The organism is Salinifilum aidingensis (genome assembly GCF_054782015.1).
This window is the reverse complement of the sequence record NZ_BAAGTH010000015.1, coordinates 76,352-91,163: the sequence shown is the minus strand read 5'-3', so window position 1 is coordinate 91,163 and position 14,812 is coordinate 76,352. Positions and strand designations below refer to the sequence as shown.

At 70.9% G+C, this 14,812-nt stretch carries 8 protein-coding genes and 1 tRNA gene; 3 read left to right on the top strand and 6 right to left on the bottom strand.

Annotated features, from left to right (window positions below; translation table 11 throughout):
- Window positions 1-329: 329 nt before the first annotated feature.
- Window positions 330-1,637, top strand: coding sequence for an Nramp family divalent metal transporter (locus tag ACYVJE_RS19180; protein WP_461145530.1), 1,308 nt, complete (start codon window positions 330-332; stop codon window positions 1,635-1,637).
- On the opposite strand, the gene ACYVJE_RS19175 is transcribed toward ACYVJE_RS19180, so the two are convergent.
- From ACYVJE_RS19175 to ACYVJE_RS19150, 6 genes are all read right to left on the bottom strand, one after another.
- Window positions 1,638-2,405: a sulfite exporter TauE/SafE family protein gene (locus ACYVJE_RS19175; protein ID WP_461145529.1), complete on the bottom strand. Its 768-nt coding sequence runs from the start codon at window positions 2,403-2,405 to the stop codon at window positions 1,638-1,640.
- A gap of 169 nt (window positions 2,406-2,574) precedes the next feature.
- Window positions 2,575-7,302 carry a DNA polymerase III subunit alpha gene (gene dnaE / locus ACYVJE_RS19170; protein ID WP_461145528.1) on the bottom strand — a complete coding sequence of 1,576 codons (4,728 nt, stop codon included), beginning with the start codon at window positions 7,300-7,302 and terminating at the stop codon, window positions 2,575-2,577.
- Window positions 7,303-7,611: 309 nt separating this feature from the next.
- Window positions 7,612-8,583, bottom strand: a complete 972-nt coding sequence (locus ACYVJE_RS19165; protein ID WP_459160075.1) for a ribose-phosphate diphosphokinase — start codon at window positions 8,581-8,583, stop codon at window positions 7,612-7,614.
- A 46-nt stretch (window positions 8,584-8,629) separates the two neighbouring features.
- Entirely contained in the window at window positions 8,630-10,150 is a 1,521-nt protein-coding gene (glmU, locus tag ACYVJE_RS19160) for a bifunctional UDP-N-acetylglucosamine diphosphorylase/glucosamine-1-phosphate N-acetyltransferase GlmU (RefSeq protein ID WP_461145527.1), read from the bottom strand.
- Window positions 10,151-10,725: 575 nt separating this feature from the next.
- Window positions 10,726-12,453, bottom strand: a complete 1,728-nt coding sequence (locus tag ACYVJE_RS19155) for a GGDEF domain-containing protein (protein WP_461145562.1) — start codon at window positions 12,451-12,453, stop codon at window positions 10,726-10,728.
- Between the two features lie 92 nt (window positions 12,454-12,545).
- A tRNA-Gln gene (locus ACYVJE_RS19150) sits at window positions 12,546-12,616 on the bottom strand.
- A gap of 438 nt (window positions 12,617-13,054) precedes the next feature.
- On the opposite strand from ACYVJE_RS19150, the gene ACYVJE_RS19145 reads away from it, so the two are divergent.
- Both ACYVJE_RS19145 and ACYVJE_RS19140 read left to right on the top strand, forming a co-directional pair.
- The gene (locus tag ACYVJE_RS19145; protein WP_461145526.1) at window positions 13,055-14,044 is read left to right on the top strand and encodes an acyl-CoA desaturase; all 990 of its coding nucleotides are present in this window, start codon (window positions 13,055-13,057) and stop codon (window positions 14,042-14,044) included.
- A 124-nt stretch (window positions 14,045-14,168) separates the two neighbouring features.
- On the top strand, window positions 14,169-14,786 hold the full coding sequence (locus ACYVJE_RS19140) for a TetR family transcriptional regulator (RefSeq protein ID WP_461145561.1): 618 nt from the start codon (window positions 14,169-14,171) through the stop codon (window positions 14,784-14,786).
- Window positions 14,787-14,812 lie beyond the last annotated feature (26 nt).

Sequence of the window (14,812 nt, the reverse complement as noted above, 5' to 3'; positions counted from 1 at the left end):
ACGACGCGGGACCACCGGGGTCCGTGCCGGAGCCGCGGTCGGCGCCGCGGCACGGGGGAACGAGGGCGACGTGGCGACCGACCGGGACGACCGGTGCGGACGTCGCCCGCGTCACCGCGCCGATCACGCCAGGCACAGCGCCCGACCTCGCCGAGGCAACCAGCCCAGTGTAAGGGCCCCCGCCCGCGGGCCCCGCGCGCGGGGGTGGGCAGCGGAGCGCGCCGCGGCGGGCGGTGGAGCTCACGCTCGGATCAAGGTTTGGTCGCGTGCCCGATGCGGGGGCTCGCGCGTGTTACTGCCGGGGGGCCGCGTGTATTACGTTGCCCGCTATGGCGGCTGATGCGAAGGCTGAACGGAACTCCGCCCCCGGCGGAGCGGAACCGCCCGCGGGAGGACTCGCGCGGTTGAAGCAGATCGGTCCGGGGCTCGTGGCCGCGGCCACCGGTGTGGGAGCCGGTGACCTGGTCGCGAACATGATCGCCGGGTCCCGCTTCGGCTACGAGCTGCTGTGGGCGGTGGTGCTCGGCGCGGTGTTCAAGCTCGCGCTGGCCGAGGCGGTCGCGCGCTGGCACATGGGCTCCGGCCGGACGATGCTGTCCGGGTGGCGCACCCTCGGCCGGTGGGCGGTGACGTTCTTCGGCGTCTACATCGTCATCTGGGGCGTGATCTACGGGGCCACGGCCATGTCCGCCTCCGGGTTGCCGCTCAACGCGCTGATGCCGGGGCTGCCGGTGTCCGCGTGGGCAGCGCTGTGCGGGCTGGTCGGGCTGGTGCTCGTGTGGTTCGGCCGGTACCGCTTCGTCGAGCGCGTGATCACCGTGCTCGTCGGCGTGATGTTCGTGGCCGTGGTCGGCACGGCCGTGCTCACCGCGCCGCAGCTGTCCGGCCTGGGCGCCGGGCTCGTGCCGCGGATCCCGGAGGGCTCGGTTGCCTACGTGCTCGGCCTCATGGGCGGGGTCGGCGGCACGATCACCATGGCGGCCTACGGGTACTGGACGCTGGCCAAGGGGTGGGCCGCGCCCAAGTGGATCCCGTTCATGCGGCTGGACAACGCCGTCGGCTACGTCACCACCGGCATCTTCTCCGTGGCGATGCTCGTCGTCGGTGCCGAGCTGATGCTCGGCCAGGACATCACCGACAGCGACGAGGGGCTGCTCGTGCTGGGCGACACGCTCGGCGCGGAGTACGGGCAGTGGGCGCGCGTGGTCTTCCTCGTCGGGTTCTTCGCCGTGTCCTTCAGCTCGCTGATCGGCGTGTGGAACGGCGTGAGCATGCTGTTCGCCGACTGGTGGCGGACGTGGCGGATGCCGCGGGAGGCGCCGCAGGAAACGGCGCAGGAGTACAGCGCCAAGGCCGGGCTGCGCAGCTGGCCGTTCCGGCTGTACGTGCTGTGGCTGACCTTCCCGCCGATGCTGCTGCTGCTGTGGGGCAAGCCGTTCCAGCTGGTCATCATCTACGGCGTGCTCGGCGCGCTGTTCATGCCGTTCCTGGCGGGAACGCTGCTGTGGCTGCTGAACAAGCCGGCGCACATGCCCGCTGCGCACCGCTCGCGGTGGCTGTCCAACGCGCTGCTGGCGCTGTGCCTGGTGCTGTTCGTGATCGTCGGCGTCATCAAGATCATCGGTGAGCTCGTCTGATCAGCCGTGCAGGGCGAGGTAGGGCGCCACGGCGAGCAGGGCCACGACGAGGGCGTGCTTGAGCACCCGGGTGGGCAGCGACCGCGCCACGACCCAGCCGATGAGCACGCCCGCGAGCTCGGGCACCCCGACGAGGGCGGCCAGGCCCCAGTCGACCCCGCCGTGCGCCAGATAGCCGAGCGAACCGACCCCGGCGATCACGACGGACTGGGCCTGGGCCGCGGCGAGCGCGGGCAGCACCGGCAGGCCGATCGCGATGAGCAGCGGCACCGCCAGCATGGGGCCGCCGAGGCCGAGGACGCCGCTGGCCACGGCCACGCCGCACCCCAGCGCCAGCACGGTCGGTGCCGACGGTGCGGCCGCGGCCTCCTGCCCGGGTTGCCGGCGTTCGCGGTACCACACCAGCCCGGCCACCAGCACGACGAGCACCGCCAGCAGCACGCCGAACACGCGCGCGGAGACGAGCGTGTTCAGCCGCACCCCCACCGGCGTGCCCACCAGGGCCGCCGCCGCGAGCAGGGCTGCGATCCGCGGCGTCGCCGGTGCGCGCAGCTGGCCGGAACGCGCGTAGGCGCCCGTGGCCAGCAGGCCCGTGGCGACGTGCGTGACGATCGCGGTGCCGGCGATCACGGTCGGGGACAGTCCGGTCAGGGCGAACAGCCCGATCGTGGGCAGTACCCCGCCCGGGCCGAGCGCGGTGATGCCGACGCCGCCCGCCAGTCCGAACAGCGCCAGCGTCACGAGTACGGGCAGGTCCAGCCCAGCCATGTCCGCTCCGCAACGGTTCCTCGGTTCGCTACCGAGCGGACAGGTTACCGCCCGCGCACGCCGGGGCCGCGGTGCGCGCAGCACCGGGCCGCGGTGGCGCCTGGGCGCGGGGCCCACGGCCCCGCCGCGACCGGCGCACGGCCGTTCGGGGCGGTGCCGGTCCCGCCGCTCACGCTGCCGCGAGCGCCGGTTGTTGCTGGACGCCGATGCCGGGGATGCCCTTGAGCTCTCCGAACAGTTCCCGGGTGAGGTCCACGGAGTGGTGGGGCAAGTACATCGTGATCTTGCCGACCTGCACGTACACCGGTGTTTGCCCGGCATGCGCGGCCAGCGTCGACTTCAGCTCGGCCACGGCGTCCTCGGTGACCCGCTGGGGATCGGCCCGCAGCAGGAACGGCTGCTCGCCCGCCGCGTCGGTGGGGTTGTGCTCCGCCTCGGAGATGTCGAGCCCCACCAGGCCGGAGGCGAAGACCGACATCGTGTCGTCGCGCCAGTTCACGCGCCCTTTCACCGCCACGGCGGTGTCGGTGACCAGCTCCTCGCCGAGGGTGGAGTAGGCCTTGGCGAAGAACAGCGTTTCGATCGTGTCGTCGTGGTCTTCGATCGTGACGATGGCCCAGGGCTGCCCGTTCTTGTTCACGCGGCGCTCGATGCCGGTGATCAACCCGGCGATCGTCACTTCACCCTCGCCGGGGGCGTCGGCCTTGAGCTGCGCGATCGAGCGGTGGGCGTGGGAGCGCAGGATGCCCTCGGCACCGTCGAGCGGGTGGGCGGAGACGTAGAGCCCGAGCATCTCGCGTTCGTAGGACAACCGCTGCTTGCGCGGCCACTCCTCCTCGGTGAACGCCAGGTGCGCCAGCGGCGAGGTCGTCTCGTCCGGTTCGGCGTCACCACCGCCGAAGAGGTCGAACTGGCCGGCGGCCTCGTGCTTCTTCAAGCTCGACATGGCTTCGACGGCCTCTTCGTGCACCGCGTTGAGCGCCATGCGGGTCGCCCCGGACGAGTCGAACGCACCGGCCTTGACCAGCGACTCGACGACCTTCTTCGAGCACACCGTCGCCGGCACCTTCGTGAGGAAGTCGGCGAAGCCGGTGCAGGTGCCCTTCTCGTCGCGGACCTGGATGATCGTCTCGGCGACCCCGGTGCCGACGTTGCGGATCGCGCCGAGGCCGAAGCGGATGTTGCCGTCGACGGCGGAGAACCAGACCGCGGACTCGTTGACGTCGGGCGGCAGGACCTTCACGTTCATCCGCCGGCATTCGGAGAGGTAGACCGCGGTCTTGTCCTTGTTGTTCGAGAACGCCGTGAGCAGCGCGGCCATGTACTCGGCCGGGTAGTGGGTCTTGAAGTAGGCGGACCAGTAGGTGACGATGCCGTACGCCGCGGCGTGCGACTTGTTGAAGGCGTAGCCGGCGAACGGCAGCACCGTCTGCCACAGCGTGCTGATCGCTTCCTCGGAGTAGCCGTTCTCCCGCATGCCGGCGTGGAAGTGCTCGTACTCCTGGTCCAGCACCTCCTTCTTCTTCTTGCCCATGGCGCGGCGCAGCAGGTCGGCTCGTCCGAGGCTGTAGCCGGCCACGCGCTGGGCGATGGCCATGATCTGCTCCTGGTAGACGATCAGGCCGTAGGTCTCGTCGAGGATGTCCGACAGCGCGTCCGACAGCTCCGGGTGGATCGGCGTCACCGGCTTCTTGCCGTTCTTGCGGTCGGCGTAGTCCAGGTGCGCGTTGACCTCCATCGGACCGGGGCGGTACAGCGCGTTGCAGGCGACGATGTCGGCGAACGCGGTCGGCTGCATGCGCTTGAGCAGTTCGCGCATGCCGCCGCCTTCGATCTGGAACAGGCCCAGGCTCTCGCCGCGCGCCAACGTCTCGTACGTGGCGGGGTCGTCCAGCGCCAGCTCCAGCGGTTCGATCGCCACACCGTGGTTGGCCTGCACGGCCTTGGCCGCGTCGTCGATGATCGTCATGAAGTTCAGCCCGAGGATGTCGATCTTCAGCAGACCGACCGCCTCGCACTGCGGACCGTCCCAGCCGGTGATGATCTCGCCGTCATCGCGCTTCCACAGCGGCAGCACGTCCAGCAGCGGCTGGCGGCTGATGATGTGCGCGCACGCGTGCACGCCCGCGTTGCGCACCAGCCCCTCGAGCCCGCGGGCGGTTTCGAAGATCTGCGCCGTCGTGGGATCGTTCTCGATCATCGCGCGGGCCTCGGCCGCTTCCGCGTAGCGCTCGTGCTCCGGGTCGACGATGCCCGACAGCGGGATGTCCTCGGCTTCGGACGGCGGCGGCAGCGCCTTCGAGAACTGGTCGGCCAGCGCGAAACCGGGCTGGCCGAGGTGGACCCGCGCGGCGTCCTTGAAGGCCGCCTTCGTCTTGATCGTGCCGTAGGTGATGACCTTCGCGAAGGACTCCTCGCCGTACTTCTCCTTGGCGTAGGCGATGACCTCCTCGCGCCGGCGTTCGTCGAAGTCGATGTCGATGTCCGGCGGGGAGTTCCGCTCCGGGTTGAGGAACCGCTCGAACAGCAGCCCGTGCGCGATCGGGTCGATGTCGATGATGCGCAGCAGGTACGACAGCAGCGCTCCGGCTGCGGAGCCGCGGCCCGGGCCGACCCGGATGCCCTGCGACTTCGCCCAGCGCACCATGTCGCCGACGACGAGGAAGTAGGAGCAGTAGCCCTTCTCGGTGATGACCTCCAGCTCCCAGTTCAGCTGGTCCCGGTACTGCTGGGACAGCCCCTCGGGGAACCGGGTCGGGATGAACTGCTCGATCTCCTCGCGCAGGACCTCCTCTTCGGTCTTGCCGGCCTGGATCTTCGCCTGCGGCATCCGGTTGACCTCGGCGAAGGCCTCGTCGTACTCCTCGACCATCTCGGCGATGGCCAGCGTGTTGTCGCACGCGCCCGGGACTTCGGAGTCCCAGTACTCGCGCATCTCCTGGGCGGACTTGATGTTGTACCCCCCGCCCTCGAAGCGGAAGCGGTTGGTGTCCGCCAGCGTCGAGCGGGTCTGCAGGCACAGCAGCGCGTCGTGGTGATCGGCCTGGTCGGCGGTGACGTAGTGGCTGTCGTTCGTGGCGACCACGCCCAGGTCGAGCTGGCGGGCCACGTCCAGCAGCTCGGGCCGGATGTCGCGCTCCATCTGGATGCCGTGGTCCATGACCTCGATGAAGAACCGGTCCGGACCGAAGATGTCCTTGTAGTCGGACGCGGCCTGCAGCGCTTCCTGCTTCTGCCCCAGGCGCAACCGCGTGAGCACCTCGCCGGCCAGGCACCCGCTCGTGGCGATGATGCCCTCGGAGTGCTCCGCGATGAGCTCGCGGTCGCAGTTGTGCAGGGCGAAGTCGCTGACGTACGAGTGGTCGTCCTCCACCTCGATGTTGTAGACCGGGCCGTCGTAAGGCTCCTGCAGAACCTCTCGCACCGGCCGGTACACGTACTCGGCATCACTGGCGATCTGGCGGTTTCCGGCGTAGCCGTGCTTGGTGAACGAGCACCAGTAGGCTTGCGAATGGCGCTCCGAGTGCTTGGGTTGCTGGTACACGCCGGGGAAGTCGCCGCGCAGACAGGAACCGAGGGTGCGCATCTGCCAGATGAGGTTCTCCGAGACAAGGCTCAGGCGGACGATGTTCTCAGCGCTCTTCGACCCGTCGCCTGCCAGAACCCCGTCGTAGGCGCCGCGCATGAACTCGACGGGGGCTTCGAAGGTGAACTCCGGCAGGTGCTTGTTCGCCGCGCCTTTGCCGCACAGGGCTTCCACGAACTCCGCCAACAGCTGTGCGGACACGGTCGTGGTGATTCCTCGGTAGCCGTGTCGGTCCGGGCGGTGCCGCGTCGTCGCTTCCTTCCCGACGAGCTTCTGCGTCATCTTGGAGCAGAAGTCGGCCAGGTCGGTCTCGTCTTCGTGGAAGTGCCAGAGCACGCTGTTGCCTCGATCAATGCTGCCTTCCGAGGCGTACAGCCCGAGGAGGAAACCGAAGTCGTAGTCCAGGTCGACTGCTTCGGCGAGCTCCCCGTAGTGCCGTGTCGGGCCCATACCGGTGCGCTCGATTTCCTTGTGGAACTTGTCGCCCCCCTCGTGGGTCCAGGTGACGTAGTCCGCCGGGTTGACCACGGTCACCTGTGGCGCATCTGACTGGGCTCGGGGCAAGCAAACCCAGCTGTTCCAGCAGTCTGAGGCTTCTCGTGTACCGGTCCCGGGGCGGCCCGCAACGAGGTCACGCGCCTTCACCCAGTCCCGGTTTCCGTTCCGGAACCGAGTCAGCACCGGGTGCTCGTCGGTCATCCACGTGGTGCGCGTGTAGCGCCCGCTCAGTTGAACGCCGTAAATGGTTCCGGAGTAGTGGTTCTGCATGGTTTCCGTGACGCGGCGGAACCGACCGCGGTGAGTCAGGACCTCGTCGCCGACGCGGACGTCTTCGATGGGCTTGACTCCGTCGCGTGTGATGATTTCCTGCCCGGGGAGCAGACAGCGAGGCTTGCGGAAAAAGCCCTCGAAACTGGCGATGCTGGAGAGCTTGAACAGGTTCCGCAGGCCGGTGGAGTTCTGCGCGAGCAGCGTCATGTGGGTGTAGGCGCCGCCGCCGGAGACATCGCCGCCGACCTCCTTGTCACCGGAGTCGGACTTGCCCTTGCCGCGGCTTCCCCAGAACACCGGCTTCTTGTGGTGGCGACTGGCGGGTGCGACGTACGCCTCGATGCCGATGATCGGCTTGATGCCGGCCTTCTTCGCGTGGTCGTGGAACGACCACGCACCGAACATGTTCCCGTGGTCGGTCATCGCCACGGCCGGCTGCTCGAGCCGGGCGACCTCGCTGAACAGCTTCGAGTGCTTCGCCGCCCCGTCCAGCATCGAGAACTCGGTGTGCACGTGTAGATGCACGAAGTTGCTGCTCATCGCACCTCATCCCAGAACGGCCAGCTCGTCGGCGCCTTGATTCTCCCTCCGCGGGCCCCGTCCCCGCCCACCGGGGACGAGGCCCCTCGCTGCTGCGGGGGAGGCGGCGCCGGCGTGCTGCCGCAGCACGTCGAACGGGCGCACGCCCGCTGCCAGCGGCGCGGACGACCCGGCTGGGAACGGCTCCCGACGGGGGTCCGCCGACATGCGCGAGGGCCCCGGTCCGGGAGTCCGACCGGGGCCCTCGCGCATCGGTGCGCAGCGCGCCCGCGCGAGCCGGCCGGGGCGCAGGCCCGCCCGCGCCCGTCGTCACGCGTCGCCGTCGAAGAGGCTCGTCACCGAGCCGTCCTCGAAGACCTCCTGGATGGTGCGGGCCAGCAGCGGAGCGATCGACAGCACCGTCAGCGTGTCGAACTTCTTCTCCTCCGGGATCGGCAGCGTGTTCGTCACGACGACCTCGCGCGCGCCGCAGTTCGCCAGGCGCTCGGAGGCCGGCCCGGACAGCACGGGGTGCGTGGAGGCGATGATGACGTCCTTGGCGCCCGTCTCCAGCAGCTGCTTGGTGGCCTTGGTGATGGTGCCGCCGGTGTCGATCATGTCGTCGACCACGACGCACAGCCGGTTCTCCACGTCGCCGACCACCCGGTTGGCCACGACCTCGTTCGGCTTGAGCGGGTCGCGCGTCTTGTGGATGAACGCCAGCGGCGTGCCGCCGAGGTCGTCGGCCCACTTCTCCGCGACGCGCACGCGGCCGGAGTCGGGGGAGACGACGGTGATCTGCTCGTCCGGGTAGGTCTCGCGGATGTAGTTCGCCAGCAGCTTCTGCGCGAACATGTGGTCCACCGGGCCGTCGAAGAAGCCCTGCACCTGGTCGGTGTGCAGGTCGACGGTGACCAGGCGGTCGGCGCCCGCGGTCTTGAACAGGTCCGCCATCAGGCGCGCCGAGATCGGCTCGCGGCCCTTGTGCTTCTTGTCCTGGCGGGCGTAGCCGTAGAACGGCATGACCACGGTGATGCGCTTGGCGCTGCCGCGCTTGAGCGCGTCCACCATGATCAGCTGTTCCATGATGGCGTCGTTGAGCGGGTGCGTGTGCGACTGGATCACGAACGCGTCGCAGCCGCGCACGGACTCGTCGTAGCGGACGAAGAGCTCACCGTTGGCGAACTGGTAGGCAGCCTGGGGCGTGACCGTCACGTCGAGCTGCTTGGCCACCTCCTCGGCCAGCTCCGGGTGGGTGCTCCCGGAGAAGAGCTTGAGGCTCTTCTTGGGTGTCGCGGACATGGCACTCACGGTCATCGTCCCTCCCCGTTGACGTGCGTCATTGCCGTCACTCGTCGGATTGGTGGATGGTTTCTGCATTGCCCAGGGCCCGTTGTGCGGCCTGGTCGGCGGCGGTACCCGGGCGGCGCTTGGCCACCCAGCCTTCGATGTTGCGCTGCCTCCCGCGCGCCACCGCCATGGCGCCCGGGGGGACATCTTCTGTGATCACCGAGCCGGCGGCGGTGTAGGAACCGTCGCCGACCTCGACCGGTGCGACGAACATGTTGTCGGCGCCGGTCCGGGCGTGGGAGCCGATCACGGTGTGGTGCTTGTCCACCCCGTCGTAGTTGACGAAGACCGTGGCAGCCCCGATGTTGCTGTGCTCCCCGATGGTTGCATCACCGACGTAGGTGAGGTGCGGGACCTTCGTGCCGGTGCCGATGTCCGCGTTCTTCGCCTCGACGAACGAGCCCGCCTTCGACCGCGCGCGCAGCTGCGTGCCCGAGCGCAGGAAGGCGAAGGGGCCGACCTGGGCCTCCGGGCCGACCTCGGCGCGCTCGCCGTGCGAGCGCACGACCGACGCGCCCGCGTGCACGGTGCAGGCGGTGAGCGTGGTGTCCGGGCCGATGGTGGCGCCCTCGCCGACGGTGGTGCCCGCGCGCAGCTGCACGCCCGGTTCGAGCAGCACGTCGCGGTCGAGCACGACGTCGCAGTCCAGCCACGCGCTGGAGGGGTCGGTGACGGTGACGCCGCTGCGCATCCACGACTCGACGAGGCGGCGGTTCAGCTCCGCGCCGAGGTTCGCCAGCTGGACGCGGTCGTTGACGCCCTCCACCAGCCACGGGTCGGAGCAGACCAGCGCACCGACGCGGCGGCCCGCGCCGCGGGCGATGGCCAGCACGTCGGTGAGGTACCACTCGCCCTGGGCGTTGTCCGCGGAGAGCCGGGCCAGCGCGTCGCGCAGGACGAACGCGTCGAAGGCGTACACCCCGGAGTTGATCTCGGTGATCTCCGCCTGCGCGTCGGTGGCGTCCTTCTGCTCGACGATCCCGGTGACGACGCCGTGCGCATCGCGCAGCAGGCGGCCGTAGCCGGTGGGGTCGGCGACGGCGGCCGAGAGGACGGTGACCGCGTTGCCGGAGTCGTGGTGCTCCTCGAGCAGGGCGCGCATGGTCGCGCTGTCCAGCAGCGGCACGTCGCCGCAGGTCACCAGCACCGTCCCCGCGGACGTCCCGTCGAGGGCCTCGAGGCCGCGGGCCACGGCGTGCCCGGTGCCGAGCTGCTGCTCCTGCACGGCGGTGGCGATCGGGCGGTCGAGGGAGGTGGACAGCTCGTCCAGGTGCGGAGTCACCGCGGTGCGGCCGTGGCCGACGACCACGGCGAGCTCGCCCGGGTCGACACCGGCGACGGCGCGCACGGAGTGCTCCAGGAGGGGGCGTCCGGCGAGGCGGTGCAGCACTTTCGGCGTCGCGGAGCGCATCCGCGTGCCTTCCCCCGCTGCGAGGACGATGGCCTGCACGGAATCCGGCGAATCGGACCCGGCGGAGCTGTCGGGGGAAGCGGGCTGGGCGGCTTCGCCCTGGAGCATCGGCGCTCTCCCTTGGTCTTTCGACGCTGCCTTCGCGGCACCAGGCTTGAGTTCGTCGCGCTCGCCGGGGCTCCGGCGAGCGCGATTCGAGGAGTGCTTCCCGCACGCGTGTCAACGCTCGCACAGCGGTAGCGCCGTCCCTCCGCCGGAGCAGCCGATCGGCGCGGCCACTGCCACCGAGCGGGTGAAGGGTAACCGGAACGAACGGCCCCGGCGCGCACGGCCCCTCCGTGGTGCGAACCGGTCGGAGTTGCCGTGGTGCCCGCCCGATAATACCTGCTCAGCCTCTTCGGGCGGTGATGCGCGAGCGGTGCGAGCTGCGATTTCCGGGGGGCGGGCGCGAGCGGGCCCGCACTGCCGGTGCCGCCTGTCCCGCGGCGGTGCCGCTGCGGTGTCGCCGCGCGTGCCCGCCGGTCGGGTCGCGCGACGGGTGGTTGTCGCGAATCCCACTGCCCGCACCCGGCGGGCGCGCCCGGAGGGCCCGGAAGCTGTCGGAGCGCCGGAATCGGCCGAAGTGCCGGAAGCACGCCGGTCGTCCGACCTCTCGCGAACCGCCCCGTCCCGAACCGACCGGATCAGGTGAGCGGGTCCGGCGGGGTCCAGAGCCGCCGCCCGCCCGGGTCCTCGACCTCCGCGGCGGGTGCGGCGGCGTGCACGCCGCCGCCGCCCGCGCGCTTGGCCCGGTACATGGCCTCGTCGGCGCGCGCGAGCGTGCGCGCCGGTGATTCCTCGGCGCGGGTGGCCACCACCCCGATGGACAGCGTCACCCCCCGCGCGACGCCCGCGGGCAGCCGGCTCACCGCGCGGACGCTGCGCCGCAGCGCGGACTCGGCCGCCTCGAGCGCGACGCCGGGCAGCAGCACGACGAACTCGTCCCCGCCGTAGCGCGCGACGAAGTCGTCCGCGCGCAGCGTGTCCCGCAGCGAGTCGGCGATGGCGCGCAGCACGTCGTCGCCCTCGGCGTGCGAGGAGTGGTCGTTGACCTCCTTGAACCCGTCCAGGTCCACCAGCGCCACCGCCAGCGGTTGCGCCTCGGGGGAGGAGTGCAGCTGCTCGAGGCGTTCGTCGAGCGCGCGCCGGTTGTGCAGCCCGGTCAGCGAGTCCTGCAGGGCCTGGCGCGTGATCGCGTCGTGCTCGTTGCTCAGCCGCGAGTTCTCCAGCCGGGTCAGCAGCGTGGACACCCGGGTCTGCCGCATCGCCCACAGCTCGTTCTCCAGCTCGGCGGCGTAGCTGCGCAGCGCGGCGTCCCTCTCCTCGGCTCCCAGCGCGGTCATCCGCGTGCACTCGCGGGCGAGCGCGATGCGCAGCGTGGGGTCGGAGGTCTCCGCGGTCAGTTCCGCGCGCACCCGGGTCAGCAGCGCGCCCGCTTCCGGCTCGCGGTCGGCGCGCACGAGGCAGCGGGACAGCGCGACCGCGGTGAGGATCTTCTCCCGGGGGTGGATCGCGCGATCCAGCTCGAGCAGTCCGCGCAGCCGGGAGACGTGCTCCGGGCCGGGACGGGCCAGGGCGTGCGCGGTGCCCAGCACCGGCATCTGCTCCGCCGCGGGTTGTTCGGCCAGGCGGGGGAACAGCGACTCGTGCCACGGACCTTCGGCGGCCTCCGCGATGGCCGCGGCGGTGCTGTAGCGGCGCTCGGCCTCCTCGGCGTGCCCGACCCGCTCGAGCCGCATCCCCCAGCCGAGCAGCATGCGGCAGCGGTTGATCAGGTGCACCGCGATCTCGTGCGGACCGCCGCCTTCGCGGATGCGCTGGTGCGCCCGCGACATGACCTCGTCGGCCACCTCGTAGACGCCGAGCTGGGTGAGCACCAGGCCGAGGTCCACCAGGGCGGTGGCCAGCACCCGCTCCCAGGAGCGCAGTCCGAGGGCGTGGTCCGGGGCGGGGTCCTCGTCGAGCAGGGCCAGCCCGTGGGCGACCTCGGTCAGCGCGCTGTCCTCGGCACCGCTCAGCAGCGCGCGCTGGCCGCGCAGGGCGTGGCTGTCGGCTTGGAAGACCACGAGCCCGTGCCGCCGCGAGTGCGTGAGCAGCTCGTCGAGCAGCGGTTCGGCGCTGGCCGGGTACCCGGCGGTGGCCAGCCGGAGGGAGGTGCAGTGGCGCAGGACCTGCGCGATCACGCGGGGTTCGCCGCGGCGGCGGGCCTCCGCGAGCAGCCGGTCGGCTTCCCCGATCGCCTCGGACTGCCCCTGCGTGTCGCTGTACTGGCCGACGGCGTTGAGCTCGCGCGCCCGGGCCAGGAGCCAGGCCTCGGAGACCTCGCCCAGCGCGGCCGCGTCCTCCTGCGGTGCCTCCGCGTCCTCGTGCAGCGGCGCACACCCCCTGGTCGTGTGGCGGAGCCGGCGGAGTTCGCCGTCGTCCGGTTCGGGGGTCAGCACGGCAGGTCCGGGAAGGTCGCTCGCTCCGCCGCCAGGATTCGAACCTGGACCATCGGAACCAAAATCCGAGGTGCTGCCGTTACACCACGGCGGATCGGGCACTGCCGTGGATGTCCCTCGACAGTCGGAGCCGGGGTCCGGGACCGGAACCGGTTCCGATATCGCCCACGGCACATCCTGGCACGGCCGCGGCCGCCGGGGGGCAGTGGGGCCGCGCTCGCGCGGCGGCCGGGGAGTTCGGGTGCTGCGTCGGTCACGTCGGATCCGACGGTGCGCGCCGACTCGCGGTTGCGCGCTCCTCCTCGGTCGAACGGGTGAAGTCGGTTGGCGAACCGGACCGCACCGAGGCCTCGTGGGGGCGAGCGGCGACACGCCTGAGAGCGGCGACACGCCGTGATTTACCGAATCGGGATGACGTGTTCGCGGGGGAGAACTTACGCTGTCGTAGGTTACGGTTCCGTAGGTTGGACTCCTTCGCAGCACAACGGCACGCGCGAGTCTCGGAACTGCCACGGACAGTGAGGAAGAGAGCATGACCGCAACAACCGGGTACGCGACCCCTTCCGCCGCTTCCGCGGACTCAGGAACCCCGAACGGCCAGTCCGGGCGCAAGCCCCTCGTGGCCGAGACCCGGAACTGGGTGTCGCAGCTGTCGGTGTACATCTTCGTCCTCGTGCCCCTGATGGCACTGATCACGGCCGTCCCCTTCGCCTGGGGGTGGGGCCTCGGGTGGGCCGACGTCGGCCTCGCCGTCGCCTTCTACGCCATTACCGGGCTCGGCGTCACCGTCGGGTTCCACCGGCACTTCACGCACGGCTCGTTCAAGACCAAGCGGCCGGTCCGCGCGGTCCTCGCGGTCGCGGGCATGATGTCCGTGCAGGGACCGCTCATCAACTGGGTCGCCGACCACCGGCGCCACCACGCCTACTCGGACCGCGAGGGCGATCCGCACTCGCCGTGGCGCTTCGGCGGTTCGCCCGTGGCCCTGGCCAAGGGCTTCTGGCACGCGCACATGGGGTGGCTGTTCGAGCGCGACGTCACCAACTCGCAGCGCTTCGCCCCGGACCTGCACAAGGACCGCACGATGTTCGGGCTCAACCGGCTGTTCGTGCTGTGGACCGTGCTGAGCCTGCTGCTGCCCGCCGTGCTGGGCGGCCTGCTCACCTGGTCCTGGTGGGGCGCGTTCACCGGGTTCTTCTGGGCCGGCCTGGTGCGGGTCTCGCTGCTGCACCACATCACGTGGTCGGTGAACTCGATCTGCCACATGATCGGCGAGCGGCCGTTCAAGAGCCGCGACAAGGCCGCCAACTTCTGGCCGCTGGCCCTGGTGTCCTTCGGCGAGTCCTGGCACAACTCGCACCACGCCGACCCGACCTGCGCGCGGCACGGCGTGATGCGGGGCCAGCTGGACATCTCCGCGCGCGTGATCTGGGCGCTGGAGAAGCTCGGCTGGGCCTGGAAGGTGCGGTGGCCGAACGCCAAGCGCCTCGCCCGCATCTCGGTCACCGAGTCGGGGAGCTGATCGACCGGCCCCGGCGGGGACCGGTGAGCGGTTTAGGGTTGTCCGAGTGGCACGGCGACGCGCACGTTCCAGCGAATCCAACAAGCGGGCCTCCCGCTCGGCCCGCCGCGCCGCGCGCGTGCGGATGAGCGGGGAGGAGCGGCGGCACCAGCTGCTCGACGTGGCGCGCGCCCTCTTCGCCGAGAAGGGCTTCGACGGGACCTCGATCGAGGAGATCGCCCACCGGGCCGAGGTGTCCAAACCCGTCGTCTACGAGCACTTCGGCGGCAAGGAGGGCATCTACGCCGTCGTGGTGGACCGGGAGATGCGGCACCTGCTCGACGAGATCGTCTCCGCCCTCTCGGCCGGGCACCCCCGCGAGCTCCTGGAGCAGGCCGCACGAACACTGCTGGACTACGTCGACAACTCCACGGACGGGTTCCGCGTGCTCGTGCGGGACTCCCCGGTGGCCAGCACCACCGGGACCTTCTCCAGCCTGCTCAACGACATCGCCAGCCAGGTCGAGGACATCCTCGGCGTGCAGTTCTCCGCCCGCGGCTACGACCCGAAGCTCGCGCCGCTGTACAGCCAGGCGCTCGTCGGCATGGTGGCGCTGGTCGGGCAGTGGTGGCTGGAGGTGCGCAAGCCGAAGAAGGACGAGGTCGTCGCCCACCTGGTCAACCTGGCCTGGAACGGCCTGTCGCACATCGAGGCCAAGCCCGAGCTGCGCACCACCCGAGGTCGCGCCGGCTCCCGCCCGTGAGGCCGCCCGGCTCCCGCCGGGCGGGG

Bases quoted from the DNA above. Each gene is read 5' to 3' on its own strand.
- ACYVJE_RS19145 (WP_461145526.1), top strand. From the start codon at position 13,055: ATGACCGCAACAACCGGGTACGCGACCCCTTCCGCCGCTTCCGCGGAC.
- dnaE (WP_461145528.1), bottom strand. From the start codon at position 7,302: ATGAGCAGCAACTTCGTGCATCTACACGTGCACACCGAGTTCTCGATG.
- ACYVJE_RS19175 (WP_461145529.1), bottom strand. From the start codon at position 2,405: ATGGCTGGGCTGGACCTGCCCGTACTCGTGACGCTGGCGCTGTTCGGA.
- ACYVJE_RS19180 (WP_461145530.1), top strand. From the start codon at position 330: ATGGCGGCTGATGCGAAGGCTGAACGGAACTCCGCCCCCGGCGGAGCG.
- glmU (WP_461145527.1), bottom strand. From the start codon at position 10,150: ATGCTCCAGGGCGAAGCCGCCCAGCCCGCTTCCCCCGACAGCTCCGCC.
- ACYVJE_RS19140 (WP_461145561.1), top strand. From the start codon at position 14,169: ATGAGCGGGGAGGAGCGGCGGCACCAGCTGCTCGACGTGGCGCGCGCC.
- ACYVJE_RS19165 (WP_459160075.1), bottom strand. From the start codon at position 8,583: ATGTCCGCGACACCCAAGAAGAGCCTCAAGCTCTTCTCCGGGAGCACC.